This window comes from Alcaligenes sp. Marseille-Q7550 (genome assembly GCF_965112015.1).
In genome coordinates this window covers 340,670-365,818 of sequence record NZ_CBCOPU010000002.1, presented here as the reverse complement: position 1 = coordinate 365,818, position 25,149 = coordinate 340,670, and the positions used below count along the sequence as shown (strand labels likewise).

21 protein-coding genes and 1 pseudogene are annotated in these 25,149 nt (G+C 64.6%); 15 read left to right on the top strand and 7 right to left on the bottom strand.

The genetic code is table 11. The features are described from left to right. Positions 1–20: 20 nt before the first annotated feature. From lepB to rarD, 6 genes are read left to right on the top strand one after another with little or no spacing between them, the layout of a single operon-like run. Positions 21–905 (top strand): signal peptidase I, encoded by an 885-nt coding sequence (gene lepB / locus ACWPWO_RS11030; RefSeq protein ID WP_454006647.1) that lies wholly within the window; start codon positions 21–23, stop codon positions 903–905. Beyond that, complete coding sequence (gene rnc / locus ACWPWO_RS11025; RefSeq protein WP_454006646.1) at positions 905–1,663, top strand: ribonuclease III; 759 nt, start codon at positions 905–907, stop codon at positions 1,661–1,663. Before lepB ends, rnc begins: the two co-directional genes overlap by 1 nt. Then, positions 1,660–2,550: a GTPase Era gene (gene era, locus ACWPWO_RS11020; RefSeq protein WP_394060834.1), complete on the top strand. Its 891-nt coding sequence runs from the start codon at positions 1,660–1,662 to the stop codon at positions 2,548–2,550. Before rnc ends, era begins: the two co-directional genes overlap by 4 nt. Next, positions 2,543–3,133, top strand: coding sequence for a DNA repair protein RecO (gene recO / locus ACWPWO_RS11015; RefSeq protein ID WP_454006645.1), 591 nt, complete (start codon positions 2,543–2,545; stop codon positions 3,131–3,133). Before era ends, recO begins: the two co-directional genes overlap by 8 nt. 1 nt (position 3,134) lies before the next feature. After that, entirely contained in the window at positions 3,135–3,737 is a 603-nt protein-coding gene (locus tag ACWPWO_RS11010; protein WP_454006644.1) for a PIN domain-containing protein, read from the top strand. Next, entirely contained in the window at positions 3,734–4,633 is a 900-nt protein-coding gene (rarD, locus tag ACWPWO_RS11005) for an EamA family transporter RarD (protein ID WP_454006643.1), read from the top strand. The genes ACWPWO_RS11010 and rarD overlap by 4 nt, the downstream gene beginning before the upstream one ends. A 118-nt stretch (positions 4,634–4,751) precedes the next feature. On the opposite strand, the gene cueR is transcribed toward rarD, so the two are convergent. Continuing rightward, on the bottom strand, positions 4,752–5,246 hold the full coding sequence (gene cueR, locus ACWPWO_RS11000) for a Cu(I)-responsive transcriptional regulator (RefSeq protein WP_454006642.1): 495 nt from the start codon (positions 5,244–5,246) through the stop codon (positions 4,752–4,754). A gap of 372 nt (positions 5,247–5,618) precedes the next feature. Between cueR and ACWPWO_RS10995 the strand changes: the two genes are divergently transcribed. From ACWPWO_RS10995 to ACWPWO_RS10985, 3 genes are read left to right on the top strand one after another with little or no spacing between them, the layout of a single operon-like run. Beyond that, on the top strand, positions 5,619–6,860 hold the full coding sequence (locus ACWPWO_RS10995) for an efflux RND transporter periplasmic adaptor subunit (protein WP_454006641.1): 1,242 nt from the start codon (positions 5,619–5,621) through the stop codon (positions 6,858–6,860). Then, positions 6,857–10,033, top strand: a complete 3,177-nt coding sequence (locus tag ACWPWO_RS10990; RefSeq protein WP_454006640.1) for an efflux RND transporter permease subunit — start codon at positions 6,857–6,859, stop codon at positions 10,031–10,033. Before ACWPWO_RS10995 ends, ACWPWO_RS10990 begins: the two co-directional genes overlap by 4 nt. 57 nt (positions 10,034–10,090) lie before the next feature. Further along, the gene (locus tag ACWPWO_RS10985) at positions 10,091–11,608 is read left to right on the top strand and encodes an efflux transporter outer membrane subunit (RefSeq protein WP_454006639.1); all 1,518 of its coding nucleotides are present in this window, start codon (positions 10,091–10,093) and stop codon (positions 11,606–11,608) included. A 59-nt stretch (positions 11,609–11,667) separates the two neighbouring features. On the opposite strand, the gene epsC is transcribed toward ACWPWO_RS10985, so the two are convergent. Beyond that, positions 11,668–12,573 (bottom strand): serine O-acetyltransferase EpsC, encoded by a 906-nt coding sequence (gene epsC, locus ACWPWO_RS10980; RefSeq protein WP_394060820.1) that lies wholly within the window; start codon positions 12,571–12,573, stop codon positions 11,668–11,670. 519 nt (positions 12,574–13,092) lie between these two features. Here epsC and ACWPWO_RS10975 point away from each other — a divergent pair. Further along, positions 13,093–14,043, top strand: a complete 951-nt coding sequence (locus ACWPWO_RS10975) for an IS110 family transposase (protein ID WP_454006638.1) — start codon at positions 13,093–13,095, stop codon at positions 14,041–14,043. Positions 14,044–14,395: 352 nt separating this feature from the next. On the opposite strand, the gene ACWPWO_RS10970 is transcribed toward ACWPWO_RS10975, so the two are convergent. From ACWPWO_RS10970 to ACWPWO_RS10960, 3 genes are all read right to left on the bottom strand, one after another. Further along, entirely contained in the window at positions 14,396–15,106 is a 711-nt protein-coding gene (locus ACWPWO_RS10970) for a Bax inhibitor-1/YccA family protein (protein WP_394060819.1), read from the bottom strand. 83 nt (positions 15,107–15,189) lie between these two features. After that, positions 15,190–15,615: a DNA polymerase III subunit chi gene (locus ACWPWO_RS10965; RefSeq protein WP_454006637.1), complete on the bottom strand. Its 426-nt coding sequence runs from the start codon at positions 15,613–15,615 to the stop codon at positions 15,190–15,192. A 2-nt stretch (positions 15,616–15,617) separates the two neighbouring features. Then, on the bottom strand, positions 15,618–17,111 hold the full coding sequence (locus ACWPWO_RS10960) for a leucyl aminopeptidase (RefSeq protein ID WP_454006636.1): 1,494 nt from the start codon (positions 17,109–17,111) through the stop codon (positions 15,618–15,620). Between the two features lie 58 nt (positions 17,112–17,169). On the opposite strand from ACWPWO_RS10960, the gene lptF reads away from it, so the two are divergent. Further along, positions 17,170–18,282: an LPS export ABC transporter permease LptF gene (lptF, locus tag ACWPWO_RS10955; RefSeq protein WP_454006635.1), complete on the top strand. Its 1,113-nt coding sequence runs from the start codon at positions 17,170–17,172 to the stop codon at positions 18,280–18,282. A gap of 67 nt (positions 18,283–18,349) precedes the next feature. Here the strand turns inward: lptF and ACWPWO_RS10950 are convergent. Then, positions 18,350–19,242 (bottom strand): annotated as a pseudogene (locus ACWPWO_RS10950) (LysR family transcriptional regulator). A gap of 164 nt (positions 19,243–19,406) precedes the next feature. Here ACWPWO_RS10950 and ACWPWO_RS10945 point away from each other — a divergent pair. The 3 genes from ACWPWO_RS10945 (at position 19,407) to ACWPWO_RS10935 (ending at position 22,492) form a co-directional block, all read left to right on the top strand. Next, the gene (locus ACWPWO_RS10945; protein WP_454006634.1) at positions 19,407–20,900 is read left to right on the top strand and encodes a CoA-acylating methylmalonate-semialdehyde dehydrogenase; all 1,494 of its coding nucleotides are present in this window, start codon (positions 19,407–19,409) and stop codon (positions 20,898–20,900) included. A gap of 83 nt (positions 20,901–20,983) precedes the next feature. After that, positions 20,984–21,931 carry a CysB family HTH-type transcriptional regulator gene (locus ACWPWO_RS10940; RefSeq protein WP_454006633.1) on the top strand — a complete coding sequence of 316 codons (948 nt, stop codon included), beginning with the start codon at positions 20,984–20,986 and terminating at the stop codon, positions 21,929–21,931. Positions 21,932–22,225: 294 nt separating this feature from the next. After that, positions 22,226–22,492: a DUF2325 domain-containing protein gene (locus tag ACWPWO_RS10935; protein ID WP_454007479.1), complete on the top strand. Its 267-nt coding sequence runs from the start codon at positions 22,226–22,228 to the stop codon at positions 22,490–22,492. Positions 22,493–22,682: 190 nt separating this feature from the next. On the opposite strand, the gene ACWPWO_RS10930 is transcribed toward ACWPWO_RS10935, so the two are convergent. Continuing rightward, on the bottom strand, positions 22,683–23,339 hold the full coding sequence (locus ACWPWO_RS10930) for a C40 family peptidase (RefSeq protein WP_454006632.1): 657 nt from the start codon (positions 23,337–23,339) through the stop codon (positions 22,683–22,685). Positions 23,340–23,743: 404 nt separating this feature from the next. Here ACWPWO_RS10930 and ACWPWO_RS10925 point away from each other — a divergent pair, with 404 nt between their 5' ends. Beyond that, positions 23,744–25,069 (top strand): MFS transporter, encoded by a 1,326-nt coding sequence (locus tag ACWPWO_RS10925; protein WP_454006631.1) that lies wholly within the window; start codon positions 23,744–23,746, stop codon positions 25,067–25,069. Positions 25,070–25,149 lie beyond the last annotated feature (80 nt).

Here is a 25,149-nt window from a genome sequence, read left to right as displayed (position 1 = left end):
AACTTCTTTAAAGGAAACCGATGAGCTGGGATTTCGCTCTGATTTTGTTCGTGCTGCTGGTGGTGACCGGCGTGATCTGGTTTCTGGACCGTTTCTCCCTGCGCCCGCGCCGGCTGGCCCGCGCCCAGGCGGCCATGGACGCCGTGCCCGTCGCGGCCGGCATGGACCCGGAGGACAACCAGCGCCTGCGCCAGGAAGCCTACGACCGTGAAAACCGCATGCCCTGGTGGATCGAGTACGGCGTCAGCTTCTTTCCCGTGATCCTGTTCGTGTTCGTGCTGCGCTCCTTCATTTTCGAGCCCTTCCGCATTCCCTCGGGCTCCATGCTGCCCACGCTCAAGAGCGGCGACCTGATCCTGGTCAACAAGTTCGAGTACGGCATCCGCCTGCCGGTCACCGGCACCAAGGTGATCCCCATGGGCCAGCCCGAACGCGGCGACGTCATCGTGTTCCGCTATCCCGTGGACACCGATGTGGACTACATCAAGCGGGTGGTGGGCCTGCCGGGCGATCGCGTGGACTACCGCGACAAGGTGCTGTCCATCAATGGCGAGCCCGTGACCCAGGTGCGCAATGGCGACTACTACGAGCCGGACCGCACGGTCTACATCGGCCGCTACCTGGAGGAACTGGGCAAGACCCAGCACAACATCCTGCTCAACAAGACATTGCCGCAAGGCCTGATGCCCATCGTGGCTTTTCCGCATCGCGATTCCTGCGAATACTTCGTCGACGGCGTGTCCTGCGTGGTTCCGGAGGGCAATTACTTCGTGATGGGGGATAATCGCGACAACAGCCTGGACAGCCGTTACTGGGGCTTCGTGCCCGACGAGAACGTGGTCGGGCGCGCTTTCTTCATCTGGATGAATTTCCGCGAACCGGGGCGCATCGGCCGCTTCCACTAATGAAACGTTTATCTTTGCTTGAGGCCGCCATCGGCCACTCTTTCAAGGACATCGCGCTGCTGGAGCAGGCGCTGACGCATCGCAGTCACAGCGCCCGCCACAACGAGCGCCTGGAGTTCCTGGGCGACCCGGTCCTGAACTTCACCGTGGCGGCCCTGCTGTACCGCCGCTTCGAGCGCATCGACGAGGGCGACCTGTCCCGTCTGCGCGCCAATCTGGTCAAGCAGGCCGCGCTGGCGCAGATCGCCAACGAGCTGGACCTGTCCGAGTACCTGCGCCTGGGGGAAGGGGAGCTCAAGAGCGGCGGCTTTCGCCGCCCGTCCATCCTGGCCGACGCCGTGGAGGCCATCTTCGGCGCGGTGTTCCTGGACGCCGGCTTCGCCCAGGCCGAAGCCGTCATCACCCGGTTGTACGAACCCATGCTGGTGGATGTGGACCCCAAGACCCTGGGCAAGGATCCCAAGACCTTGCTGCAGGAACTGTTGCAGGGCCGCAAGCTGGACCTGCCGGTGTACACCGTGGTGGCCACTCATGGCGCGGCCCACGACCAGATGTTCGACATTGAATGCACCATCGCCAAGCTGAACATCCACGTCCAGGCCAGCGGCAGCAGCCGCCGGGCGGCCGAGCAGGCCGCCGCCACCCAGGCCATCGCCTTGCTGCAGGCCCAGCTGCCGGCCAAGACCACGCGCGCTTCGCGTCATCGCCGCCCGTCCCAATTGACTCTGCCTGTGGCGGTGTCCCAGGAGAATTCATGACAGACCAAGCTTTTCGCTGCGGGTTCGTCGCCATCGTCGGACGCCCCAATGTGGGCAAGTCCACCCTGGCAAACGCCCTGATCGGCAGCAAGATCTCCATCGTCTCGCGCAAGGCCCAGACGACCCGGCACCGCATCAACAGCGTGCTGACGCGCGAGCACGATCAGATCGTCTTCGTGGACACGCCCGGCTTCCAGACCCGGCATGGCGGGGCCATGAACCGCATGATGAACCGCGTCGTCAACCAGGCGCTGGCCGACGTGGACGTGGTCGTGCACGTGGTCGAGGCCGGCAAATGGTCGGCCGCCGACGCCGAGCTGCTGCCCATGCTGCCCAAGGGCGGCAAGACCATCCTGGTGGTCAACAAGGTGGACGCCTTGAAGAGCAAGAACGAGCTGCTGCCCTTCATCGCCCGCCTTTCACAGGAATTCGAGTACGGCGCGGTCATCCCCGTGAGCGCCGCCAAGCGCGTGCAGCTGGACCAGCTCCTGGACGAGATCGCCCAGCGCCTGCCCGAAGGCGAAGCCATGTTCGATGCCGAGACCATCACCGACCGTTCGGTGCGCTTCATCACTTCGGAGCTGCTGCGCGAGAAGATCTTCCGCCTGGTGGGCGACGAACTGCCTTACGGCTGCACGGTCGTCATCGAACAATGGGAAGAGAACGACCATGGCGCGCGCATTTCCGCCTGCGTGGTGGTGGAGCGCGAGAGTCATCGCCCCATCCTGCTGGGCGCCGGCGGCATGCACATGAAGCGCATCGCCACCGAAGCCCGTCAGGACATCGCCAAGCTGATCGACAAGCCCGTCTACCTGGATGTGTACATCAAGGTGCGCAAGGGCTGGTCCGATCGTGAAGCGGCCTTGCGCGAACTGGGGTATGAATAGTCGCCGGCAGCGTTTTCAGGACGAGCCCGGCTACATACTGCACACCAGCGCCTGGCGCGAAACGTCCCTGATCTGCCAGGCCTTCACGCGCAACCACGGTCTTGTGCCGCTGGTCGCCAAGGGGGCCAAGCGACCGCATTCCGTCCTGCGGCCCGCCCTGTCGGTCTTCCAGCCCCTGTTGCTGAGCTGGACGGGCCAGAACGAGGTCAAGACCCTGACCCGGGCCGACTGCGCAGGCATCCGGCCCCTGAAGGGCAGGGCGCTGATGTCGGCCTGGTACATGAACGAGCTCCTGATCCGCCTGCTGCCGCGCGAGGATCCGCATCCGGTGTTGTACGACGCCTACGAGGCCGCCCTGGCTCATCTGGCGCAACAGCCCCGGCCGCCGGTCGCCGGCGCCTTGCGGCGTTTCGAATGGGTGCTGCTGACCGAGACCGGCTACGGCTTCGAGGACGAGATGCCTGATTTCGACGATCCCCAGCGCGAACCCGAACTGCGCATCCGCCTGCGCGAGCGGCTCAACAGCCTGTTGGGCCGCCCCTTGCACACGCGCACCGTGCTCATGCAATTGCAACGCTACTGATATGGCCGCCGCTCTTCCTTCCGTGCTGGTGCTCGATACCTGCGTGCTGATTTCCAACGTGCTGCGCCGCCTGTTGCTGGCCATGGCCGACGCCGGCGTGTTCCAGCCGGTCTGGAGTCCGGTCATCGGCGATGAGTGGCGCCGCAACGCGGCGCGCTTGTGGAAGGTCATGCCCGTGTCCATCGAGGAGCAGTGGGAGCAGATGCAGCAGGCCTACCCGCAGGCCGACCTGGGCGATACGGCGCCGTTCAAAGACGGACTGCGTCATTCGGACGCCAAGGACTGGCACGTGATCGCCACGGCGCGCGCCGCCCGGCAGCGTCATCCAGGCCAGGGGGTGGGCATACTGACGCGCAACATCAAGGATTTCAATCGCTCCGAACTGCGCCGCCTGGGCTTGACGCTCTGGGAGCCGGACCAGTTCCTGTCCCTGTGCATGGAACGGCAGACCGAGCTGATGCGGCGCCTCCTGGAAGGCTTGCCGGGGCTGATGGTCACGCCCGAGGCCCAGGCCCTGGACACCGCGACCTTGCTCAAGCGCGATCGCCTGTTCCGCCTGGGCCAGCTCCATCTCCAGATGTCGTCGACAGGGGCGCAGCCATGAAGCAGGGCGTATTGCTGTCCGTTTTCGCCTCGTCGCTGTTTGCGCTGCTGTATTTTTATGCGACGGTGCTGCAGCCGCTCAGCGGCGAGCAGATATTCGCCTGGCGCATCGTGCTGGGTCTGCCGGCCCTGGCCCTGGTCATCACCCGGGCGCGCCGCTGGCGGGAAGTGCGCTGGGTGCTGCGGCATTGGCCGGGCAACTGGCGCTACTTCGCCCTGCTGGGCCTGGCCGCGGCCCTGGTTGGCGTGCAACTGTGGATCTTCGTCTGGGCGCCGCTGCACCAGATGGCGCTGGACGTGTCGCTGGGCTATTTTCTGCTGCCGCTGATGATGGTGCTGGTGGGCCGCCTGTTCTACAAGGATACCCTGACGCGGCTGCAGTGGCTGGCGGTGGCCCTGGCGGCGGTCGGCGTGCTGCACGAGCTCTGGCGCGTGGGCAGCGTATCGTGGGCCACGGCCGTGGTCGTGCTCGGCTACCCACCGTATTTCATGCTGCGCCGCTATCTGCGCCTGGGTTCGCTCGCCTCCCTGTGGTTCGATCTGAGCTTCCTGTTTCCGCCCGCCTGCTGGCTTCTGTTCGTGCAGAATGACGGCATGTGGGGAGAATTCATCCAGCATGCGCGCCTGTTCTGGCAAGTGCCGGTGCTGGGGCTGATCAGTTCCGTGGCGCTGGTCAGCTATCTGTCGGCCAGTCGCAAGCTTCCGCTGGCGTTGTTCGGCATCCTGGGCTATGTGGAGCCGATATTGCTGTTCTGGGTGGCTTTCCTGCTGCTGGGCGAGCCTATGAGCCCCGACCAGTGGTGGACCTACATTCCCATCTGGATTGCGGTGCTGCTGGTCGCGCTGGAGGGCGGAATCCGCTGGTGGCGCACTGAGCGCGCCGCGGCGCGCGGATAGGCCCATTCCCCGGAAAGCAGACGCGCGCCCTGATGCGGCCGGCAGTGGGGGCGCCTTCACGTCGGTTCGGCAAGACGGGGGCGGAACGGCGCCGGCTGGCGCGCCGTCCGTCAGACGTTCAGTGCTGGCCTGCGCATTGGCATTTTTCCTCAGCCAGGGCGATATGGCCGCGGGCGCGGCGCTCAACGGCGCCGGTACGTGCTTCCCGATCCTGGAGGCCAGGGTCGGGCTGCTGCAATTCGTTCAGAATCGGGCAGTCGGACCGGTGGTCGCCCGCGCAGGAGTCGATCAGCGCCTTCAGCGATTGCGCCATCTGCCGCATGTTTCCTATGCGCCGGTTCAACTCGGCGATGTGCTGCTCGGCCAGGCGCTTGACGTCCGCGCTCTGGCGCGACTGGTCGTTCCACAGATTCAACAGATTGCCGATCTCGGCCACCGAGAATCCGAGGTCGCGGGCGCGGCGAATGAAGTGCAGCCGGTGGATGTCGGCCGGGCCGTAGGTACGGTAGCCTGAGTCGGCCCGGCCGGCGGGGGGAATCAGGCCGATCTCCTCGTAGTAACGGATCATCTTGGCAGAGATTCCGGAAGCCTTGGACGCATCGCCGATGTTCATGAATTTTCTCCTTTCTCAGTGCGCAGCGGTGGATGTCGGTGGCGCTTGGCGAGCTTGTGGCTGCCGGCCATGCTTGCGATTCGACATGGCACAGAGTGGGGCTTGCCATGATAGGAAGGTCAAGTCCTGTCCCTGGCCGGCGGAACCCGGCTTGTTGTTTTCAGCGCTGGGCTGCCCGATGCCCGGTGCTCATGAGCCGGACGGCAGGCGCGCCCGGCCTGCCTGTGCAGCGGCGCGTCGTGTGACTATGCGAAGGAGAAATTTTCAGCAGAAGGAAGGCTTGACCTTCCCGTCGTTGTAACGCTCAGCCTTGCCTCAAATTCCTGCAGAGACGCTTCGGAAGGGCCGAAGCCCTGCTGCATGTAAAGGGGCATGTTCATGCGTCAAAAATTCAAATTCGCTGTGGCGGCGGGCATCATCGCGGCCCTCGGGGGGACGGCGTTCGCTGCCCGCGACGCCGCCAAGGACGAAGGCAAGGCCGCGGCGCCTCCAAAGGAAGCGCCCGCAGGCGCGCCGATGACGCCGCAGGTGCCCGTGGCCGAGGTCATCACACGCTCGATTGCGCCCGCCATCGAATTCACGGGCTTTCTTGCCGCTCCCAGGACCGTCGAATTGCGTTCACGAGTGGGCGGCGCCGTCGAGGCGGTCAGCGTCCCCGAAGGCGGGCTCGTGCGCAAGGGGCAGTTGCTGTTCCAGATCGATCCGCGCCCGTTCCAGGTCGCGCTGGACACTGCCACGGCAAACTTGCGCCAGGCCGAAGTGCTGGCCAGCCAGGCCCAGGCTGATTTCGACCGTGCCGAACGGCTGGTGGCCACCGGCGCGGTCTCGCGCAAAGCCTATGACGATGCCGCCTTCGCGCGCCGGGCGCGGCAGGCCCAGGTGCAATCGGCCCGGGCGGCTGTTGCTGCGGCACGGCTCGACCTCTCCTATGCACGCATCACCGCGCCGATCTCCGGACGCGTGGACCGGGTGCTGGTGACCGAGGGGAATCTGGTCAGCGGCGGCGCGGCAGGCGCGGCCACGCTGCTGACCACGATCGTGTCGATCGATCCCTTGCACGTCTATTTCGATATCGACGAGGCCACTTATCTTGCCGCCGTGAGAGAGGCCCGGCCTGATGCCAAGGCAAACGCGCCGGCGATGACGGTCGAGGTGGGCCTGGCTACCGACAAGGGCTTTCCCTACAAGGGAGTGCTCGACTTCGTGGGCAACCAGATCGATCGCAGCACGGGCACGATACGCGCGCGTGCCGTCGTGCCGAACCCCGATGGCCAACTGGCGCCGGGCCTGTTCGCCCGCGTCAGACTGTCCACCGGCGTCGCGCGCCAGACCATCCTCATCGATGACCAGGCCGTGGGCGCCGACCAGGGACGCAGCTATGTGCTGGTCGTCAGTCCGGACAGTCAAGCCCAGTACCGGCCGATAGAACCCGGACCGATGGTGGGCGGCTTGCGCGTCGTCCATGGCGGCTTGCAGGCCGGCGAGAAGATCATCATCAAGGGCCTGGTCCGTCCCGGCATGACCGTCACGCCCCGCATCGTACCCATGCAGCAGGCGGCGCCGGCGCTTGCCGGGCCGAACGGCCAGGCCGGTGCGCAGGAGGCCGGCCAATGAACTTTCCCCGCTTTTTCATCAATCGGCCGATCTTCGCCATCGTGCTGTCGGTGCTGATGCTGATCGCCGGCGCGGTGGCTTTCCTCCAGCTGCCGCTGAGCGAGTATCCTTCGGTCACCCCGCCCACGGTACAGGTCACGGCAAGCTATCCGGGCGCCAACCCCCAGGTGATCGCCGACACGGTTGCCTCTCCCCTGGAGCAGGCGGTCAACGGCGTGGAGGGGATGCTCTACATGAACTCCCAGATGGCGACCGACGGCCGCATGGTGCTCACGATTTCGTTCAAGCAGGGAACGGATCCCGACATGGCGCAAATCCAGGTGCAGAACCGCGTCTCGCGCGCCTTGCCCCGGCTGCCGCAGGAAGTCCAGCGCATCGGGGTGGTCACGCAGAAAACCTCCCCCGACGTGCTCATGGTCGTGCACCTGGTCTCGCCGGGCAAACGCTATGATCCGCTCTATCTTTCGAACTTCGCCATCCGGCAGGTTCGCGATGAACTCGCGCGCCTGCCCGGCGTGGGCGATGTCCTGGTCTGGGGGGCGGGGGAATATTCCATGCGGGTCTGGCTCGACCCGGCCAGGGTCGCCGCACGCGGGCTGACCGCGAGCGATGTGGTCGCCGCCATCCGCGAGCAGAACGTCCAGGTCGCCGCCGGGTCGGTGGGGCAGCAGCCGGACGCCTCGGCCGCCTTCCAGGTCACCGTCAATACCCTCGGCCGCCTGACGAGCGAAGAACAGTTCGGCGACATCGTCGTGAAGACGGGCGCCGAGGGGCAAGTGACCCGCCTGCGAGACGTCGCTCGCGTCTCGATGGGCGCGGACTCCTACTCCCTGCGCAGCCTGCTCAATGGCGAACCGGCGCTGGCGATGCAGATCATCCAGAGCCCCGGCGCCAACGCGCTCGATGTTTCCAGCGCCGTGCACGCCACGATGAAGAAACTGCAGCAGGACTTCCCGCAGGACATCGAGTACCGGATCGCCTACGACCCCACGGTCTTCGTGCGCGCCTCGCTCGAGTCCGTCGCCATGACCTTGCTGGAAGCCACCTTGCTGGTGGTCATCGTCGTCGTGCTCTTCCTGCAAACCTGGCGCGCCTCGATCATACCGCTGGTCGCCGTGCCGATTTCGCTGGTCGGCACCTTTGCGCTCATGCACCTGTTCGGCTTTTCCTTGAACACGCTGTCGCTGTTCGGCCTGGTGCTGTCGATCGGCATCGTGGTGGACGACGCCATCGTGGTGGTCGAGAACGTGGAGCGCCACATCGCCCTGGGCCAGTCGCCCAAGGAAGCGGCGCGCAAGGCCATGGACGAGGTTACAGGCCCCATCCTGGCCATCACCTCGGTGCTGGCGGCGGTCTTCATCCCTTCGGCCTTCCTGTCGGGCCTGCAGGGCGAATTCTATCGCCAGTTCGCGCTGACCATCGCCATTTCCACCATTCTGTCGGCCATCAATTCGCTCACCTTGTCGCCGGCGCTCGCGGCCGTGCTGCTCAAGCCGCACCATGCAGGGGGCAGGCCCGACCGCCTGACGCGCGTCATCGACAGCGTGTTCGGCGGATTCTTCCGCCGCTTCAACCGCTTCTTCGACAAGGCTTCGGACGGCTATGTGGGAACGGTGCGCCGCGCGGTGCGCGGCAGCGCCATCGTGCTGCTGCTCTATGCCGGCTTCCTGGCCCTGACCTGGCTGGGGTTCCACAAGACGCCGGCCGGCTTCGTGCCCGCGCAGGACAAATACTACCTGGTGGGCATCGCCCAGCTTCCAAGCGGCGCGTCCCTCGATCGCACCGAGGCGGTCGTCAAGGAGATGTCCAGGATTGCGCTGGCCGAGCCCGGCGTCGAGAGCGTGGTGGCTTTCCCCGGCCTGTCGGTCAATGGCCCGGTGAATGTGCCGAACTCCGCCCTGATGTTCGCCATGCTCAAGCCGTTCGGCGAGCGCAAGGATCCGTCCTTGTCGGCCAATGCCATCGCAGGCAGGCTGATGGGCAAGTTCAGCCAGATCCCGGATGGCTTCGTCGGCATCTTTCCACCGCCGCCCGTGCCGGGCCTGGGGGCGATGGGCGGCTTCAAGCTCCAGATCGAGGACAGGGCGGAGCTGGGCGTCGAGGCCCTGGCGCGGGCGCAGAGCCAGATCATGGGCAAGGCCATGCAGGCGCCGGAGCTGGCGAACATGCTGGCGAGCTTTCAAACCAATGCGCCGCAACTGCAGGTGGACATTGACCGGGTGAAGGCCAAGTCCCAGGGCGTATCGCTGACCGAGGTGTTCGACCCCTTGCAGGTGAACCTGGGCTCGCTGTACGTCAACGACTTCAACCGGTTCGGCCGCACCTATCGGGTCATGGCCCAGGCCGATGCGCCCTATCGCATGCAAGCGCAAGACATTGGCCTGCTCAAGGTGCGCAATGCGGCAGGGGAGATGATTCCGCTCTCCGCCCTGGCGACGATCACGCGCAGCACCGGCCCGGACCGGGTGATGCACTACAACGGCTTTCCCTCGGCGGACATCAGCGGCGGCCCGGCTCCCGGCTATTCCTCGGGCCAGGCCACCGATGCCATCGAGAGAATCGTCCGCGAAACGCTTCCGGCCGGCATGGTGTACGAGTGGACGGACCTGACCTTCCAGGAGAAGCAGGCCGGCAACTCGGCGCTGTTCATTTTTCCGCTGGCGGTGCTGCTCGCCTTCCTGATACTGGCGGCCCAGTACAACAGCTGGTCGCTGCCATTCGCGGTGCTGCTGATCGCGCCCATGGCGCTGCTGTCGGCAATCGCAGGAGTCTGGATCTCAGGGGGCGACAATAATATCTTCACGCAGATCGGCTTCGTGGTGCTGGTCGGCCTGGCGGCCAAAAACGCCATCCTGATCGTGGAGTTCGCTCGCGCCAAGGAAGACGAGGGCGCCGACCCGCTGAGCGCCGTGCTCGAGGCGGCGCGTCTGCGCCTGCGCCCCATCCTGATGACTTCGCTGGCCTTCATCGCCGGTGTCGTTCCGCTGGTGCTGGCCACCGGCGCCGGCGCCGAAATGCGGCATGCCATGGGGATCGCGGTGTTCGCCGGCATGCTGGGCGTGACGTTGTTCGGCTTGCTGCTGACGCCCGTGTTCTACATGGTGGTGCGCCGTCTGGCTCTGCGTCGCGCAGCCCGTGGCGTCGTCGCGGAGCTGAACAATCAGAGTGCATGACAGCCGGGAGGACATATCGACATGAAAACATTTTTTGCTCTGACCCAAAGAACCAGGATGCCGACGCTGCTTGCCGCGACGGCCGTACTGGCCGGATGTTCCCTGACGCCGACGTATCAGCGCCCGGCCGCGCCTGTCGATCCGGCCTATCCATCCGGCGCGGCTTATGTTCAGGCAGCGTTCGGGAGCTCCGGCGAGGTGAGCGCCGCCGACATAGGCTGGCGTGACTTCTTTCGCGATCCGCTATTGCAGCAGTTGATCGCCATTTCCCTGTCCAATAACCCTGACCTGCGCAAGGCGGCGCTGAACGTGGAAGCCGCCCGGGCGCAGTATCGTATAAAGCGTGCCGAGCTGCTGCCCCATCTTGGAGCGGGTGCGGATGGCGCGGCCCGGCGAGTGCCGGCAGACCTCGGCCCGGCCGCAGACGCCACGATAGACCGCAGCTACCAGGTTTCGGGCATTGTGTCCTGGGAAATTGATCTGTGGGGACGCATTCGCAACCTGGGCGAACAGGCTCTGGCGTCCTATCTGGCGCTTGATGAAACTCGTACGGCGGCCCAGTTGAGCCTGGTCGCCGAAGTGGCGAACACCTATCTGACATTGCGGGCCGACCAGGAACTGCTGGGCCTGACTCAAGAAACACTGAACGCACAACAGCGCTCTTTCGATCTGACCGCGCAGTTGGTCGAAGCCGGCGGCGCCAGCCAGATCGATCTGCGCCGCGCCGAGATGTCGCTGCGCAGCGCACAGGCAAACCTGGCGATGTACACCCGGCAGGCTGCGCGTGATCGCAATGCCCTGGTGCTGCTCCTGGGGCAGCCATTGACTCCGGACCTGTCCCGCCTGCTGGATGAGGCCGTGACGCTGCCCGACGGCCTGGTGCCCGCGGACCTGCCGGCCGGCATGCCGTCCGATCTGCTGGTACGCCGGCCTGATGTACGGGCTGCCGAACATCAGTTGCGCGGCGCCAATGCCAGCATCGGCGCCGCACGGGCGGCCTTCCTGCCCGCGATCAGCCTGACGGGGGCAGCCGGCACGGCCAGCGCGAGCCTGGACGGCTTGTTCGAGGCAGGTTCGCGCACCTGGAGCTTCATGCCTCGGATCATGCTGCCGATCTTCAGCGGCGGTGCGCTGAAAGCCAAGCTGGACGTGGCGACAGTGCGCAAGCGCATCCAGATCGCTGCCTACGAAAAAGCCATTCAGACGGCCTTCAGGGAGGTGGCCGATGGCCTGGCCGGCAAGCGCACGCTGGATGATCAGATCCGGTACGGGCGGCAATTGGCGGCCGCCAGCCAAGAAGCTTATGAACTGGCCCGGCAGCGCTTCATGGCCGGCGTGGATGACAATCTGAGCCTGCTGGATGCGCAACGCACGCTCTATGGCGCGCAGCAGACTCTGGTGCGCACGCGCCTGGCGCGTGTGAGCAATCTGATCGATCTCTACAAGGCCCTGGGCGGAGGCTGGTCGGAGCAGACGGTGCAGTCCGCCGTTGCTGCCATGCAGTTCCCCGGCGGGCCTGCACACGAAGCGGACAGGACCTCACCCGGCGCAATAGGGGCAGCCAGCCGCCCTTGACTGCGCCGCCGTGGCCATGCCTGCTTCCAGCGGTGGACCGGCCTGCCCGTGCCGCGCGCCTATTGGCCGCGCAGCAGGCTGGCCTGGGTCACGGATACGCCGGCCGGCACGTCGTCGGTGATCCACACGTTGCCGCCTATGGTGCAGCCCTTGCCCAGGGTGACGCGGCCGAGAATCGTCGCCCCGGCGTAGATGACCACGTCGTCCTCCACGATGGGGTGGCGCGGCTGGCCTTTGAGCAGAAAGCCTTTTTCGTCCTTGCTGAAGCGCTTGGCGCCCAGGGTGACGGCCTGGTAGATGCGCACGCGCTTGCCGATGATGGCCGTCTCGCCGATGACCACGCCCGTGCCGTGGTCGATGAAGCAGGCCTGATCGATGCGCGCGCCGGGGTGGATGTCGATGCCGGTCTGCCCATGGGCCAGCTCGGCGATGATGCGGGCGATCAGCGGCAGGTCCAGGATGTGCAGCGCATGGGCGATGCGATGGTGGATCATGGCCAGCACGCCGGGGTAGCACAGCAGCACTTCATCCACGTTCTGCGCGGCGGGGTCGCCCTGGTAGGCGGCCACCACGTCCAGGTCCAGGGTGCGGCGCATGTCGGGCAGGGAGTCGGCAAAAGACTGGATGGCGGCCTGGGCATGCCGTTCGATGGCTTCGCGGTCCATGTTCAGCCGCAACGCCAGGGCGGAGCGGCGCAGTTCGATGCGCGCCTGCTCCAGCAAGGCGTTCAGAGCCTGGCCCAGGGTGTAGCCCACATAGTGGTCTTCGTGTTCGCGGCGCAGGTCGGGGCTGCCCAGGCGCATGGGAAACAGTACGCCCTTGAGCTGCTCTGTCACGCGGGTCAGGGCCTGCACGGAGGGGAATTCCTGTCCGTCGGGCTCCTTCAGGCGCTGCTGCGCATGCCGCCAGTCCTCGCGCGCGCCGCGCAGATTGTCCACGATGTGTTGGGTTTCGAATACGGCCACCTGCTATCTCCGGATCGGAAGTTTTTTACAGGTTTTACTATACCCTTGAGCTTCACCTGCCACATGAAAAACCAGCTTGCGGATCGGGGCGAATGGTTGCGGCTGGGCGCGAGACGGCCGGAGGCAAAAAAACGGTTCTTCGAGGAATTCCGGGGGTTCCTCCGTGTCTGGCGAGCTGTTTGGGCCAAGCAGAAAGAAGCTCGGGTTCTCGCGAGGCGGGCCGGGGCGGGCCGGCTTGGCTGGGTCCTTCGCCCGCGCTGCGCGCGGGTTCCCTGGTCAGGATACTGGGGCGGGCGGAGCGTAAACTTGTATGGTTAAGGTGTCGGGGTGGAGGGACACTGTGAACTATCGGCCATCGCCGGACCGACACTGCGAGAACTCTCCTGCCCCACCCATCATCGTCGATAAGGAACTGAGCGGCGCTGTTCCTTGAACCGCGACCGCCGATCTGAACGCAAGTTAACGAGCCCGATGGCGTACACCCCGACATTGTTCATAATGCGCTCAGGAGGTGCTCCCATGCAAACGACTAGGCTTTATATCGGCGCCGATGTCGCCAAGGCTGACGTGGTCATCAGCGTAGCGGGCGAACGGCCCTGCACCATTGCCAACACGGCGGCTGGTATTACGCGCTGGTTAAAGACGGTGCCCGAACAGGCTCAAATTGCGATGGAGTCAACGGGCCGTTATCACGCCTTGCTGGCTCAGTTGGCTCATCTTCATGGCCTGACGGTGTTTATTCTGAACGCTCGCGACGTCTTTTACTATGCGCGGGCCTTGGGCAGCCGGGGCAAGACCGACAGCCTTGATGCCGAGGTGATTGCCCGCTACCTGCAAGAGCATCAATCCAGCTTGCAGGCCTGGCAACCGCTCAGCATCCAACAGCAACAGCTACGCCAGCTGCTGTCTCGTCGCGCTCAAGTCATCGCTCACCAGGGCGCCTTACGTCAGGCGTTTGCGGATGTGGATGTATCGGGTGTGGATATCCACGCGTTGCAGCAGGGGTTTGAGGCTGTTCTGGCTTCAATGGATCGGCAAATACAGCGCTTGATTGCCGGCGATCCACAGCTCGAACAGGGGTATCAACGCTTGCGCAGCGTCACGGGCATTGGCCAGCAGACAGCGTCCGTGTTAACGGAGCTGCTCAATCGTATCCCCTTCGCCAACGCGGATGCCTTGGTGGCGTATAGCGGATTGGATCCCCGACCCAATGACTCCGGGGCCAAACGAGGACGTCGCCGTATCAGCAAGCGTGGGCCAGCCCTGCTGCGCCGACAACTGTACTTGGCAGCGATGTCGGCGTGCCGTAGTACGGCATGTAAACCGCTGTATGAGGCGTATCGAGCTCGAGGCCTGGCGGGCACAGAGTCGATTGTGATTCTGGCGCGCAAGCTGTTGCGCATCGCCTATGCGGTATGGAAAAGCGGACAAGCCTTCGATCCATCCAAGTTATTGCCTAAAACGACTTGACCCAAACCATAGAACCTCGCAGGGTGATTCGTCCACTGGACGAATCACAAGCGCCCTGCTCGAGCAGCACGCCCCTTGCCTCCCGCCCCCGCATCCCGCCTGCGGCGAAGGCCCTGACTCGCCCGCTGGCCCGCCCCGGCCCGCCTCGCGAGAACGGCGCCGCTGTATTGGCCCAAACGGCGGGACGTCCGCGCAAGCCGTATGAGGCGTCAACCTCACATCCGCTGCGCCTTGAATGGCGTCTTCAAAGAAACAGTTCGGCATCGACCTGGCAAATTGACTCCCGGAATTCCTCAAAGAACCAAAAAAAAGCCCCCTGGGAAGGGGCTGAAATATCGAGAGGAAGAAAAACTCAGTCGCGGTCGCCGCCGAGGATGCCCAGCAGCATCAGCAGGTTGCTGAAGATGTTGTACACGTCCAGGTAGATGGCCAGCGTGGCCGAGACGTAGTTGGTTTCGCCGCCGTTGATGACGCGCTGCAGGTCCACCAGCAGGAATGCCGAAAAGATGCCGATGGCCATCACGGAAATGGTCAGCATCAGGGCGGGCAGTTGCAGGAAGATGTTGGCCAGGGCGGCGACCAGGATGATGACCGCGCCGATGAACAGGAACTTCTGCAGGTGCGTGAAGTCGCGCTTGGTGGTGCTGGCCACGGTTGCCATGGTGGCGAACACGGCCGCGGTGCCGCCGAAGGCCAGCATGATCAGTTGCGCGCCATTGCCCATGCCCAGTACGAAGCCCAGCAGGCGCGACAGCATGACGCCCATGAAGAAGGTGAAGGCCATCAGCAGGGCCACGCCCAGCGAGCTGTTCTTGTTGCGTTCGATCAGGAACATCAGGCCGAAGGCGCCGACCAGGAATACGATGGCGCTCAGGCCGGGGCTGGCGCCCATGACCCGGTTGATGCCGGAGGACAGGCCCAGCAGGGCGCCCAGCACGGTGGGCACCATGGACAGGGCCAGCAGCCAGTACGTGTTGCGCAGGACGCGATTGCGAGCAATCAGCGACTGTGCGCCCAGGGAGCCGTTGTGCTCAGGCAGGCTGGATTGACGAAATTCGCTCATGGTGATTCCTTAGAATACAGGTGGGATCAAGGGCAAAGAATAACTGACAAATACCTGAATAATCAAGAGAGTCGTCGCCGGCTTCAGTGACGATCCAGCTTGTGGGCGTGCAGCTCGCAACCCTGGGCCTGATACAGGCGCCAGCGTTCGCGCGCCTGCAGCCGGTCGGATTCGCGTTCGGAGACGATTTCCAGCACGCGCTGGAACTGTTCGAACCCGGGCGGGCACTGCGCGTCCAGGTTGAGCAGCCAGGCCTGTTCGGCCGGGGGCACGGGCGCGGCCGAGGTCAGCACCACGGGGGTGTCCGGCGCCAGGGGATCATCCACGCCGACGTGGGGCACGAAGGCGGTGGATTCGAAGCCCCACAGCAGGCGGTCGACGCGGGCGAGCTGGCGGGGGTCCGACCGATAGACCACCCCCTGCCGGCCCGCCTGGTAATGCTTGCGCACGACCTCGCAGGCCATGCGCAAGCGGTCCGGCGCGCCGAAGGCGAAATCGACGCGGCTCATGCCTAGCGGCCCTGATTCAGCAGGTACTGGACCAGCAGCGGGACGGGACGGCCGGTGGCGCCTTTTTCCTTGCCGCTGCGCCAGGCGGTGCCGGCGATGTCCAGGTGGGCCCAGCGGTACGCCTTGGTGAAGCGCGCCAGGAAGCAGGCGGCCGTGACCGAGCCGGCGGGCGGGCCGCCGATATTGGCCATGTCGGCGAAGTTCGAGCGCAACTGTTCCTGGTAGGCGTCCTCCAGCGGCATGCGCCAGGCGGTGTCGCCCGCCTGCCGGCCGGCCTGCAGGAGCTGGTCGGCCAGTTCGTCGTCGGGCGAGTACAGGCCGCTGTTGACGTGGCCCAGGGCGATCACGCACGCGCCGGTCAGGGTGGCCATGTCGATGACGGCGGCAGGCTTGAAACGCTCCACGTAGGTCAGGGCGTCGCACAGCACCAGGCGGCCTTCGGCGTCGGTATTCAGGATCTCGATGGTCTGGCCGGACATGCTGGTGACCACGTCGCCGGGCTTGTTGGCGCGGCCGCTGGGCATGTTCTCGCAACTGGCCACCACGCCGATGACTTCACGGTCCAGGTTCAGTTCGGCCACGGCGCGCAGGGTGCCCAGCACGCTGGCGGCCTCGCCCATGTCGTACTTCATCTCGTCCATGTTGAGGGCCGGCTTGATGGAGATGCCGCCGGAGTCGAAGGTCAGGCCCTTGCCGACCAGGACGATGGGGCCGTCCTCGCTCACCGGCTTGGCGCTGGGAGTGTGGCGCAGCACGATGAAGGCCGGCGGTTCGTCCGAGCCGCGCGCCACCGACAGGAAGGAGCCCATTTTCAGCGCTTCGATCTGCTTGCGCTCCAGCACCTCGACCTTCAGCGACTTGAATTCCTTGGCAAGTTGCTTGGCGGTCTGGGCCAGGTAGGTGGGGGTGCAGATATTGCCGGGCAGATCGGCCAGCAGTCGGGCCAGAGTGACGCCATTGCCCACCGCATGGCCTTGCTCCAGGCCGGCCTTGGCTTCGCCGGCCTGCGTGCGGGCGGTCCAGAGCTGAAATTTCTTGAGCCTGGGGGCGGGCTCGGGCTTGCTGAGCGTGGCGGTGTAGCGGTACAGGGCGCGGGTCACGGACAGGGCGGCGTCCTGCGCGCGGCTGCGCAGCGTCGTCCCCTTGCAGTCCACGCTGGCCAGGGCCGAAACGGCTTCGGGCAGTTCGGCCTGAGCGCAATAGTCGGCCAGGCAGGCCTGGGCGTCGGAGTGCGTGGCGGCTTTATACTCGTCCTGGGCGCCCAAGCCGATTAAAATGACCCGTTCGGCCTTGACGCCGGGCAGGTTGCGCAGCACTAGGCGGGTCTTGGGCTTGCCTTTGAACTCGGCCTTGACGGCGGCACTCACGGCGCCGTTGCTGGCGCGGTCTATCAATTCCGCGGCGGGGCTCAGGATGCCCTCGGCAAAGACGCCCACGCCCAGCGCGGCGGTCTTTATCTGGTGTAAGGAAGTGGATGTCTGTGTGCTAAATTCCATTGAACTGTCCTCCGGATCTCAGTGCTGATTCGATTCTGATTATCCCGCAAATTCTCACATGTCTCTATTCAAACGTTCCGCGGTCTCCGAAATCCTAAGCCATGGCGGCGTGGTCCTGTCCACTTTGCTGATCGTCTGGCTGAGCGTGCTGCTGGTGCGTTTGCTGGGCGAGGCGGCCAACGGCACCATCGGGCCGGACGTGGTGCTGGGCCTGGCCGCGTTTTCCAGCATCACGGCGCTGCCCATCATTCTGGCGGTCTCCCTGTTCATCGCGGTGCTCACCACCGTCACACGCAGCTTCCGCGAATCGGAGATGGTGGTGTGGTTCGCCAGCGGCCTGTCGCTCAAGGACTGGGTCGTTCCGGTGCTGCGCTGCGCCGTGCCGGTGGCCGTGCTGATCGCCTTGCTCACGCTGGAGGCCTCGCCCTGGGCGTATCGGCAGATCGCGGAGTACCGCCAGCGCTTTGAGCAGCGCTCGGACCTGAGCAAGGTCACGGCCGGCCAGTTCATCGAATCGGACGACGGGGCGCGGGTGTTCTACGCGGATTCTCCCCAGCAGGAGGGCGACGAACTGGGCAACGTCATCGCCCGGGTCATCGATCCGGAGTGGCTCAGCGTGGTGACAGCCGAGAGCGCGCGCCTGCAGGACGAGCCCAATGGCGATCGCTTCCTGGTGCTGACCCGCGGGCATCGCTACGACTTGAAGCCCGGCCAGCCCGAATTGCGCATGGTGGACTTCGACAAATACGGCATACGCCTGGAGAGCCGCGACAGCGGCAATACCGCCGAAACCATACGGGCGCGCGCCGAGCAGCAGATCAAGGCGCGTCAGACCAGCCTGCTGTTCGGCGACGGCAATGACGAAGCCCTGTCGCAGATCATGTGGCGCTTCGCGCTGCCTCTGGCGGCCCTGAACCTGGCCCTGCTGGCCATTCCCCTGGGGGCGGTCAATCCGCGCATGGGGCGTTCGGGCAATATCCTGATGGCGGGCCTGGTGGGCCTGCTCTACATGAATCTGATCAATCTGTCGCGCGGCTGGATCGGTCACGGCCAGCTCAGCTTCGAGCTGGGGCTGTGGCTGGTGCACGCGCTGTTCCTGGGCGTGATGGTCTTCATGATGTGGCGCAAGCTGCGCGTCAAGGCGCCCAAACCGCCGGCCGCAACGGCCTGAAGAACAGCAAGGGGCCTTGAGGCCCCTTTTTTGTTCCGAGTGCGCTCCAGGGCCCGGACCTGACTGTTCAGACCCCGTCCAGCAGGGCCTGGCGTTCCTGTACGGCCTGTTTCAGGAAATGCCACAGGCTGGTCAGGCTGGGGTTGTGGCGTTGTTCTTCATGACAGAACATCCAGAAGCGGCGCCGCAGCTCCACCTGCCCGGGCAGCACGCAGCGCAGCCGCGGATCGGTCTGCGCCAGAAAGCAGGGCAGCACGGCCAGTCCCTGTCCCTGGAGGGCGGCCTGGTATTGTGCGATCACGCTGGTGCTGCGAAAGCGGACCGGCGCCGAATGCACGATCTCGTCCAGGTAACGCAGGCTGTCGCTGAAGAGCAGGTCATCCACATAGGCGATGAAGCGGTGGCGGGGCAGGTCCTGTATGTTCGCGATGGGCGGGCGGGTGTTCAGGTAGTCGACATGGGCGTACAGGCGCAGACTGTAGTCGGCCAGGCGGGTGCACCAGTAGGGGCCGCGCTGGGGGCGTTCCAGCGCGATGGCCAGGTCGGCGTCCCGGCGCGACAGGCTGATGGGGCGGGGCACGGGCAGCAGCTCCAGCGTCAGGTCCGGGTAGCGGGCCTGGAACTGGTTGAGCAGGGGGTCAGCACGTAGCTTCCGAATGCTTCCGTGCAGCCCAGGCGCAGCGTGCCCGACAAGGGCCTGGCCTTGCCCGCGACGGCGTCGCGCGCGGCCAGAAGCCGGCTCTCCACGGGCTCCAGGCGCTGCTGCAGGTTCAGGCCTTCGCCGGTCAGGCTGTAACCGCTGACGGTGGACTTGTGGAACAGCCGCACGCCCAGCTCCTGCTCCAGAGCCTGGACGCGGCGCGCCACGGTGCTGTGCTGCACGCCCAGTCGCTGCGCGGCCAGGCTGATGCGCTGGCAGCGGGCGACTTCCAGGAAATAGCGCAGATTATCCCAGTCCATGGCCCTGTGCCCTCGGGAAAACGACCTTGTGCATGAATGCCCAGCTCCTGTGCATTTTTCATCATGGTAAACGGCGGCCCGGCCTTCTACACTCGATGAGAACCCTATACAAAAGGCCACGCCGCCGCGGCGGCAAGGCCTGAGTTCTTCACAGGAGACAGGAGATGACAGAAGCCGTCCGCGTACCTTTGCTGATCGATGGTCAGCGCGTGCAATCGAGCAGCGCCCACTGGGAGGATGTGCTCGATCCCGCCACCCAGGAGGTGGTGGCGCGCGTACCCTTTGCGACTCAAGCCGAACTGGACATGGCCGTGGCCAGCGCCGCCAAGGCGTTCGAGAGCTGGCGGCATTCCAGCCAGGGCACGCGCATGCGCGTCATGTTGAATCTGCAGCGCCTGGTGCGCGAACGCAGCGCCGAACTGGCGCAGGCCATTTCGCGCGAGCACGGCAAGACCCTGCCCGATGCGGAAGGAGAAGTCGGGCGGGGGCTGGAGGTGATCGAGCACGCCTGCTCCATCGTGTCGCTGCAACTGGGCGAATATGCCGAGAATGCGGCCAGCGGCATCGACGTCTACACCTTGATACAGCCGCTGGGCGTGTGCGCGGGCGTGACGGCGTTCAACTTCCCGGTGATGCTGCCTTGCTTCATGTTTCCGCTGGCGGTGGCCTGCGGCAATACCTTCGTGCTCAAGCCGTCCGAGCAGGATCCGACCTCCAGCCTGATGCTGGCGGAGCTGGCGCTGGAAGCGGGCTTGCCGCCCGGCGTGCTGAACGTGGTCCATGGGGGCGCGGACATCGCCAACGCCCTGGTGACGCATCCGGACGTCAAGGCGGTGTCCTTCATCGGCTCCACGGCCGTGGGCACTGAAATCCATCGCCGCGCGACCGAGGCGGGCAAGCGCTGCCAGGCCATGATGGGCGCCAAGAATCATTGCATCGTCATGCCGGACGCCGACCGCGACGTTGCCTTGAATCAGTTGCTGGGCGCAGCGTTCGGCGCAGCCGGCCAGCGTTGCATGGCGATCTCCGTAGCCGTCATGGTGGGCGCCGCGGGCGAATGGATCGATGAGCTGGCGCGGCGGGCGGCCGCCTTGAAGGTCAATGTGGGCACGGACCGCCAGGCGGACCTGGGCCCGCTGGTATCGCCGCGTGCGCGCCAGCGCGTGGAGTCGCTTATCGAGGCGGGCGTGCAGGAGGGCGCCGCCCTGTTGCTGGACGGCCGTGGCGTGCAGGTGGCCGGCTACGAGAAAGGCAACTTCGTGGGGCCGACCATCTTCCGGGACGTGCAGCCGCAAATGCGCATCTATCAGGAAGAGATCTTCGGCCCCGTACTGTGCGTGGTGCGGGTGGACACGCTGGAAGAGGCGGTGCAGTTCATCAACCGCAACCCCAATGGCAACGGCGTGTCCATCTTCACTCAGGACGGCGGCCATGCCCGCTACTTCCAGAACATGATCGACGTGGGGCAGGTCGGCATCAATATCCCCCTTCCCGTGCCTGTCGCCTGGTTCAGCTTCACAGGTTCGCGCGCCTCCAAGCTGGGCGACCTGGGGCCCAACGGCAAGCAGGCGGTGCACTTCTGGACGCAGACCAAGACAGTGACGGCGCGCTGGCAGGCGCATGCCAACACGGTCAATACCACGATAGTCATGAAGTAAGTTGTGGGTGTAAGCTTATAACTTAATATAATAAGTAGAGCTTGCCTTATTACATATAATAGCCTCGTACATGGGGCTATTATATGAATCTACAGCAATTCCGATTTGTGCGTGAAACCATACGGCGCAACTTCAATCTGACTGAAGCGGCCCGTTCGCTCTATACGTCCCAGCCTGGCGTTTCCAAGGCCATCATCGAATTCGAAGACGAGCTGGGCATCAAGATCTTCGAGCGCCACGGCAAGCGCATCAAGGGCCTGACCCGTCCCGGCGAAGCCGTGGCCGAGGTCATCGACCGCATCATGCGCGAAGTGGACAATCTCAAGCGCGTCAGCGATGACTTCGCCCGCCGCGACGAAGGCGCGCTGGTCATCGCGTGCACCCACGCCCAGGCGCGCTATCTCCTGCCCAAGGTCATCCCCGAGTTCCGTCGGCGCTTTCCCAAGGTGCACATGTCCCTGGCCGAAGGCAATCCGCCCGCACTGGCCCAGATGGTGCTGCACGAACAGGCGGATGTCGCCATCGCCACGGAAAGCCTGGCGCTGACGCCCGGACTGGTGGCCCTGCCCGTGTATTCCTGGGAGCACACTGTCGTGGTGCGTCCAGATCACCCCTTGGCCGACCTGCCGTCCAACAAGCAACTGTCCATCGAGACCCTCTCGCAGTATCCCATCGTGACATACGACCACGCCTTTTCAGGACGGCGCTCCATCGACGAGGCCTTCGCGGCCGAAGGCATCACGCCGGACATCGTGCTGGAGGCCATCGACGCCGACGTGATCAAGACCTACGTGGACGTGGGCCTGGGCATAGGCATCATTGCCGGCGTGGCGTTCGACCCGCGCCGCGACAAGGGACTGGTGGGCCTGTCGGCCGGGCATCTGTTCGGCACACACCATACCCGCGTGGCGGTCAAGGCGGGCTCCTTCCTGCGCGACTACATCTTCGTGCTGCTGGAGATGCTGGCGCCGGCCCTGACTCGCGACGTGGTGCAGAATGCGCTCGATGAAAGCCAGTCCGTGGCGCCCTGAACCTGCCTTTGTTCTCTGTCGGGAGGCCGTTCGCGCCTCCCGCGCCGCCTGCCTGCCGGGCATCTTTTCTTTTTACTGCTTTCCCAACGTTCTCCTTCGATGTCGCCGCTCGTGAAGGCGGTCTGAGCAGTCTGCGTCCGAAATTGAAACAGGCTATCAGTGCAATTGACTGTGATAATAAGAATGATTATCATTAACTAACTTTCACACCCCGATGGAGTTCCCATGTCGCAATTCGTCAGTGCAGTCGCGGTCGGCGCGGACCGCCTAGGCAACATTCCGGACCTGCTCTAGATCCATAACATCGCCATCAAGCACCATATCAGCGGGCGCGATCCCGCCCATCAGAAGAAGACCTTGCAGTTGCCCTCGGGCACCGAACTGCTGATCCTGCTGACCGATTTCCTGGGACACAATGTCATGAAGACATTCCGATCCGCCGCCCAGAAGTCGGGCGTGCAGGTCGTCGCCTGCCGTCGCTCGGTTTGCAGCATGAAGCAGGCCCTGGCGCAGTGCGGTTATTGCGAATCCTGCCCCCTGAACAAATCCAACACCCATTAGCCCATTGCTGGCCGCGTTCCCAGTGTCGCGGCATGGCAGGGAATCTCTTCAGGCGCTGAAAAAGACAAGGCCGTTGCATGTCGTGCAACGGCCTTCTTTCGTGATGGCCCGCCTTTGGCGTCAGGGAGGCGGGCGACAAAACAAAACAGCGCCCAAAAGGGCGCTGTTCGACAAGGCTGCAAGCCAGAGCTTATCTGGCGCTGCGCAGGCGCGTGCCGGTGTCGGGCTGCGCGGCCGCCAGACGGCGGGCGCCATTGTAGCGCTTTTTCCAGTAGGCGGTCTGCATGCTTTCCACGCGCACCACGGCGCCGGTGCGGGGAGCGTGGACGAATTTGTCTTCACCCAGATAGATGCCCACGTGGGAGAAGCGCGAGCCGCGGGTGTTGAAGAAGACCAGGTCGCCCTTGCGCAATTCGTTGCGGTTGACCGATACGCCTTCCTTGGCGATATCCTTGGACTGGCGGGGCAGCTTCAGGCCCAGGGACTTTTCCGCGGCGTAGGAAACCAGGCCGCTGCAGTCGAAGCCCGTGCTGGGGGCGTCGCCGCCGAAGCTGTACTTGACGCCCAGGAAAGAGAGGGCGGTGGAGGCCATGCCGGGGGAGTGGGACTTGCCTGTGCGGCTGGAGTCGCGCGTCTCGCCGCGGTTCTGGCGCCGTTCGCTGCTGTAGGCGATATTGATGTCGTTGCGGGCGCGGTTGGCCAGGTAGGCGCCCAGGGGATCGGATTCGGTCTGGAGATCGTAGTTGGCGAAATAATCGTCGTCGAGCTGGGCGAACTGATCCTGTTTGCTGCTTTGCTGCGTGCCGGTGGTGGCGCAGCCGGTCAGGGTCAGCGCGGCTGCAATCAACAGGTATTTGACGCTACGATAACCGGATTGCAGAAGCGCAGGCGGAGTGAGGTAATGTGGCGGCATGACCGGGGCTTTTTTAGGGGCTTGGTGGGTAGCAGCACAACCTTGATGCCTATTTTTGCTGAACTTGGCAGCAATTGATGGGTATCAGGGCTGTAAGTATGGCTAAAAGCGCATACCTTGCCGGACGTTGCTGTACTTCGAATAGTTTGGCAGTGTACCGGATGAAAATCACACCGTAAAGCTTTGCAAAGCCCAAATTCGCCATTGATTCATACTGTTTCACAGTATGTATATAGGCCGGATGGCGAGGGGAAGCGGAGCTGTCATGCTGTTGGCATCTGGTTTGCGAAAAATGAGCTGTTCTTAATGTTTTTTAACGAAATTTAGAGGTGGTTTGCATGGTGCGACGGCTTGGTGAACGCCTAGGGAAAGCCCTTAATGATGATGTCAGGCTGCGTGAGCTCTGGGCCTGGGCCATGTACGATTTTGCAAACTCCGGCTACACCACGGTCATATTGACCAGCGTGTACAGTGCATACTTCGTTGGCGTGGTGGCGGACGGACGCAGCTGGGCGACGCTGGCATGGACGCTGGCGCTGTCGCTTTCTTATTTGAGCATCATGTTCACGATGCCGGCTCTGGGCGCGCGCGCGGATGCGCGCCGCGGCAAGCGCCGGCTGCTGTTCAGCAGCACCGTGGGCTGCGTGTCGTTCACCTTGCTGCTGTTCTGGGCCGGAAAGGGCGACATCCTCTGGGTATTGGTGTTCATTGCCTTGTCCAATTACTGCTATTGCATCGGTGAATCGGTGGTGGGCGCTTTCCTGCCCGAAATCGCCCGGCCGCAGGCGCTGGGACGGGTGTCGGGCTGGGGTTGGGGATTTGGCTACTTCGGCGGCATGCTGGCCCTGGGGCTGTCCCTGGCTTTCCTGACCTGGGCGTCGGCGCGGGGCTGGCCGGCCGAGCGCTACGTGCCGGGAATCGTGGTCATCACGGCGGTGCTTTTCGCGCTGTCGGCCTTGCCGTCCTTTCTGCTGTTGCGCGAGCGCAGTGCGCCGTCGGGCGTCGAAGAGCCAGGCATGCTGAGCCGCCTGGCCGTTTCCTGGCGGGACGTCAACCGCCACTTTCCGGACTTTCGCACCTTGCTGCTGTGCGGCGCCGCCTACCAGGCCGGCATCGCCGTCGTCATCACCCTTTCGTCGGTGTATGCCACCGAAGCCATGGGCTTCACCATGGCCCAGATCATGCAGCTGATCTTCACGGTGAACATCGCCGCCGCGGTCGGGGCGCTGGCCTTCGGGCACGTGCAGGACCGGATCGGCCATCGTCGCGCGCTGACGCTGACGCTGTGCGGCTGGCTGGTGATGGTTGGCATCCCCGTCAGCTCGCGTTCCCTGGCCAGCTTCTGGGTCGCCGCCGCCGTGGCCGGATTGTGCATAGGCAGCAGCCAGAGTGCGGGGCGGGCGATGGTGGGCCTGCTGGCGCCCAGGCGTCGCCTGGCCGAATTCTTCGCCTTGTGGACGTTTGCCGTCCAACTGGCGGCGGTGTGCGGCCCCATCTCCTATGGCCTGGTGACCTGGCTGAGCGGAGGCAACCACAGGCTGGCGCTGGCCTGCACGGGGCTGTTCTTCCTGGCTGGTCTGCTGATATTGTCACGGATGAACTTCGAGCGCGGCGTGCAGGCGCGCGACGGGGCAGGGATGCCGCAGGCTGTCAGGCTTGAGTAAGTCTGGCGCGTTACGTTTACAAAAAATCAAGACGGCAGGCTTTGAAGCCGGTCGTCCAAAACACCAAATCTGGAAGAAAG

Coding starts and splice junctions, on each gene's coding strand:
- ACWPWO_RS10965 (WP_454006637.1), bottom strand. CDS start 15,615: ATGAGCCGCGTCGATTTCGCCTTCGGCGCGCCGGACCGCTTGCGCATG.
- ACWPWO_RS11010 (WP_454006644.1), top strand. CDS start 3,135: ATGGCCGCCGCTCTTCCTTCCGTGCTGGTGCTCGATACCTGCGTGCTG.
- recO (WP_454006645.1), top strand. CDS start 2,543: ATGAATAGTCGCCGGCAGCGTTTTCAGGACGAGCCCGGCTACATACTG.
- ACWPWO_RS10945 (WP_454006634.1), top strand. CDS start 19,407: ATGACAGAAGCCGTCCGCGTACCTTTGCTGATCGATGGTCAGCGCGTG.
- lptF (WP_454006635.1), top strand. CDS start 17,170: ATGTCTCTATTCAAACGTTCCGCGGTCTCCGAAATCCTAAGCCATGGC.
- ACWPWO_RS10995 (WP_454006641.1), top strand. CDS start 5,619: ATGTTCATGCGTCAAAAATTCAAATTCGCTGTGGCGGCGGGCATCATC.
- ACWPWO_RS10970 (WP_394060819.1), bottom strand. CDS start 15,106: ATGAGCGAATTTCGTCAATCCAGCCTGCCTGAGCACAACGGCTCCCTG.
- ACWPWO_RS10990 (WP_454006640.1), top strand. CDS start 6,857: ATGAACTTTCCCCGCTTTTTCATCAATCGGCCGATCTTCGCCATCGTG.
- era (WP_394060834.1), top strand. CDS start 1,660: ATGACAGACCAAGCTTTTCGCTGCGGGTTCGTCGCCATCGTCGGACGC.
- ACWPWO_RS10985 (WP_454006639.1), top strand. CDS start 10,091: ATGCCGACGCTGCTTGCCGCGACGGCCGTACTGGCCGGATGTTCCCTG.
- ACWPWO_RS10925 (WP_454006631.1), top strand. CDS start 23,744: ATGGTGCGACGGCTTGGTGAACGCCTAGGGAAAGCCCTTAATGATGAT.
- rarD (WP_454006643.1), top strand. CDS start 3,734: ATGAAGCAGGGCGTATTGCTGTCCGTTTTCGCCTCGTCGCTGTTTGCG.
- lepB (WP_454006647.1), top strand. CDS start 21: ATGAGCTGGGATTTCGCTCTGATTTTGTTCGTGCTGCTGGTGGTGACC.
- ACWPWO_RS10960 (WP_454006636.1), bottom strand. CDS start 17,111: ATGGAATTTAGCACACAGACATCCACTTCCTTACACCAGATAAAGACC.
- rnc (WP_454006646.1), top strand. CDS start 905: ATGAAACGTTTATCTTTGCTTGAGGCCGCCATCGGCCACTCTTTCAAG.
- ACWPWO_RS10940 (WP_454006633.1), top strand. CDS start 20,984: ATGAATCTACAGCAATTCCGATTTGTGCGTGAAACCATACGGCGCAAC.
- ACWPWO_RS10975 (WP_454006638.1), top strand. CDS start 13,093: ATGCAAACGACTAGGCTTTATATCGGCGCCGATGTCGCCAAGGCTGAC.
- cueR (WP_454006642.1), bottom strand. CDS start 5,246: ATGAACATCGGCGATGCGTCCAAGGCTTCCGGAATCTCTGCCAAGATG.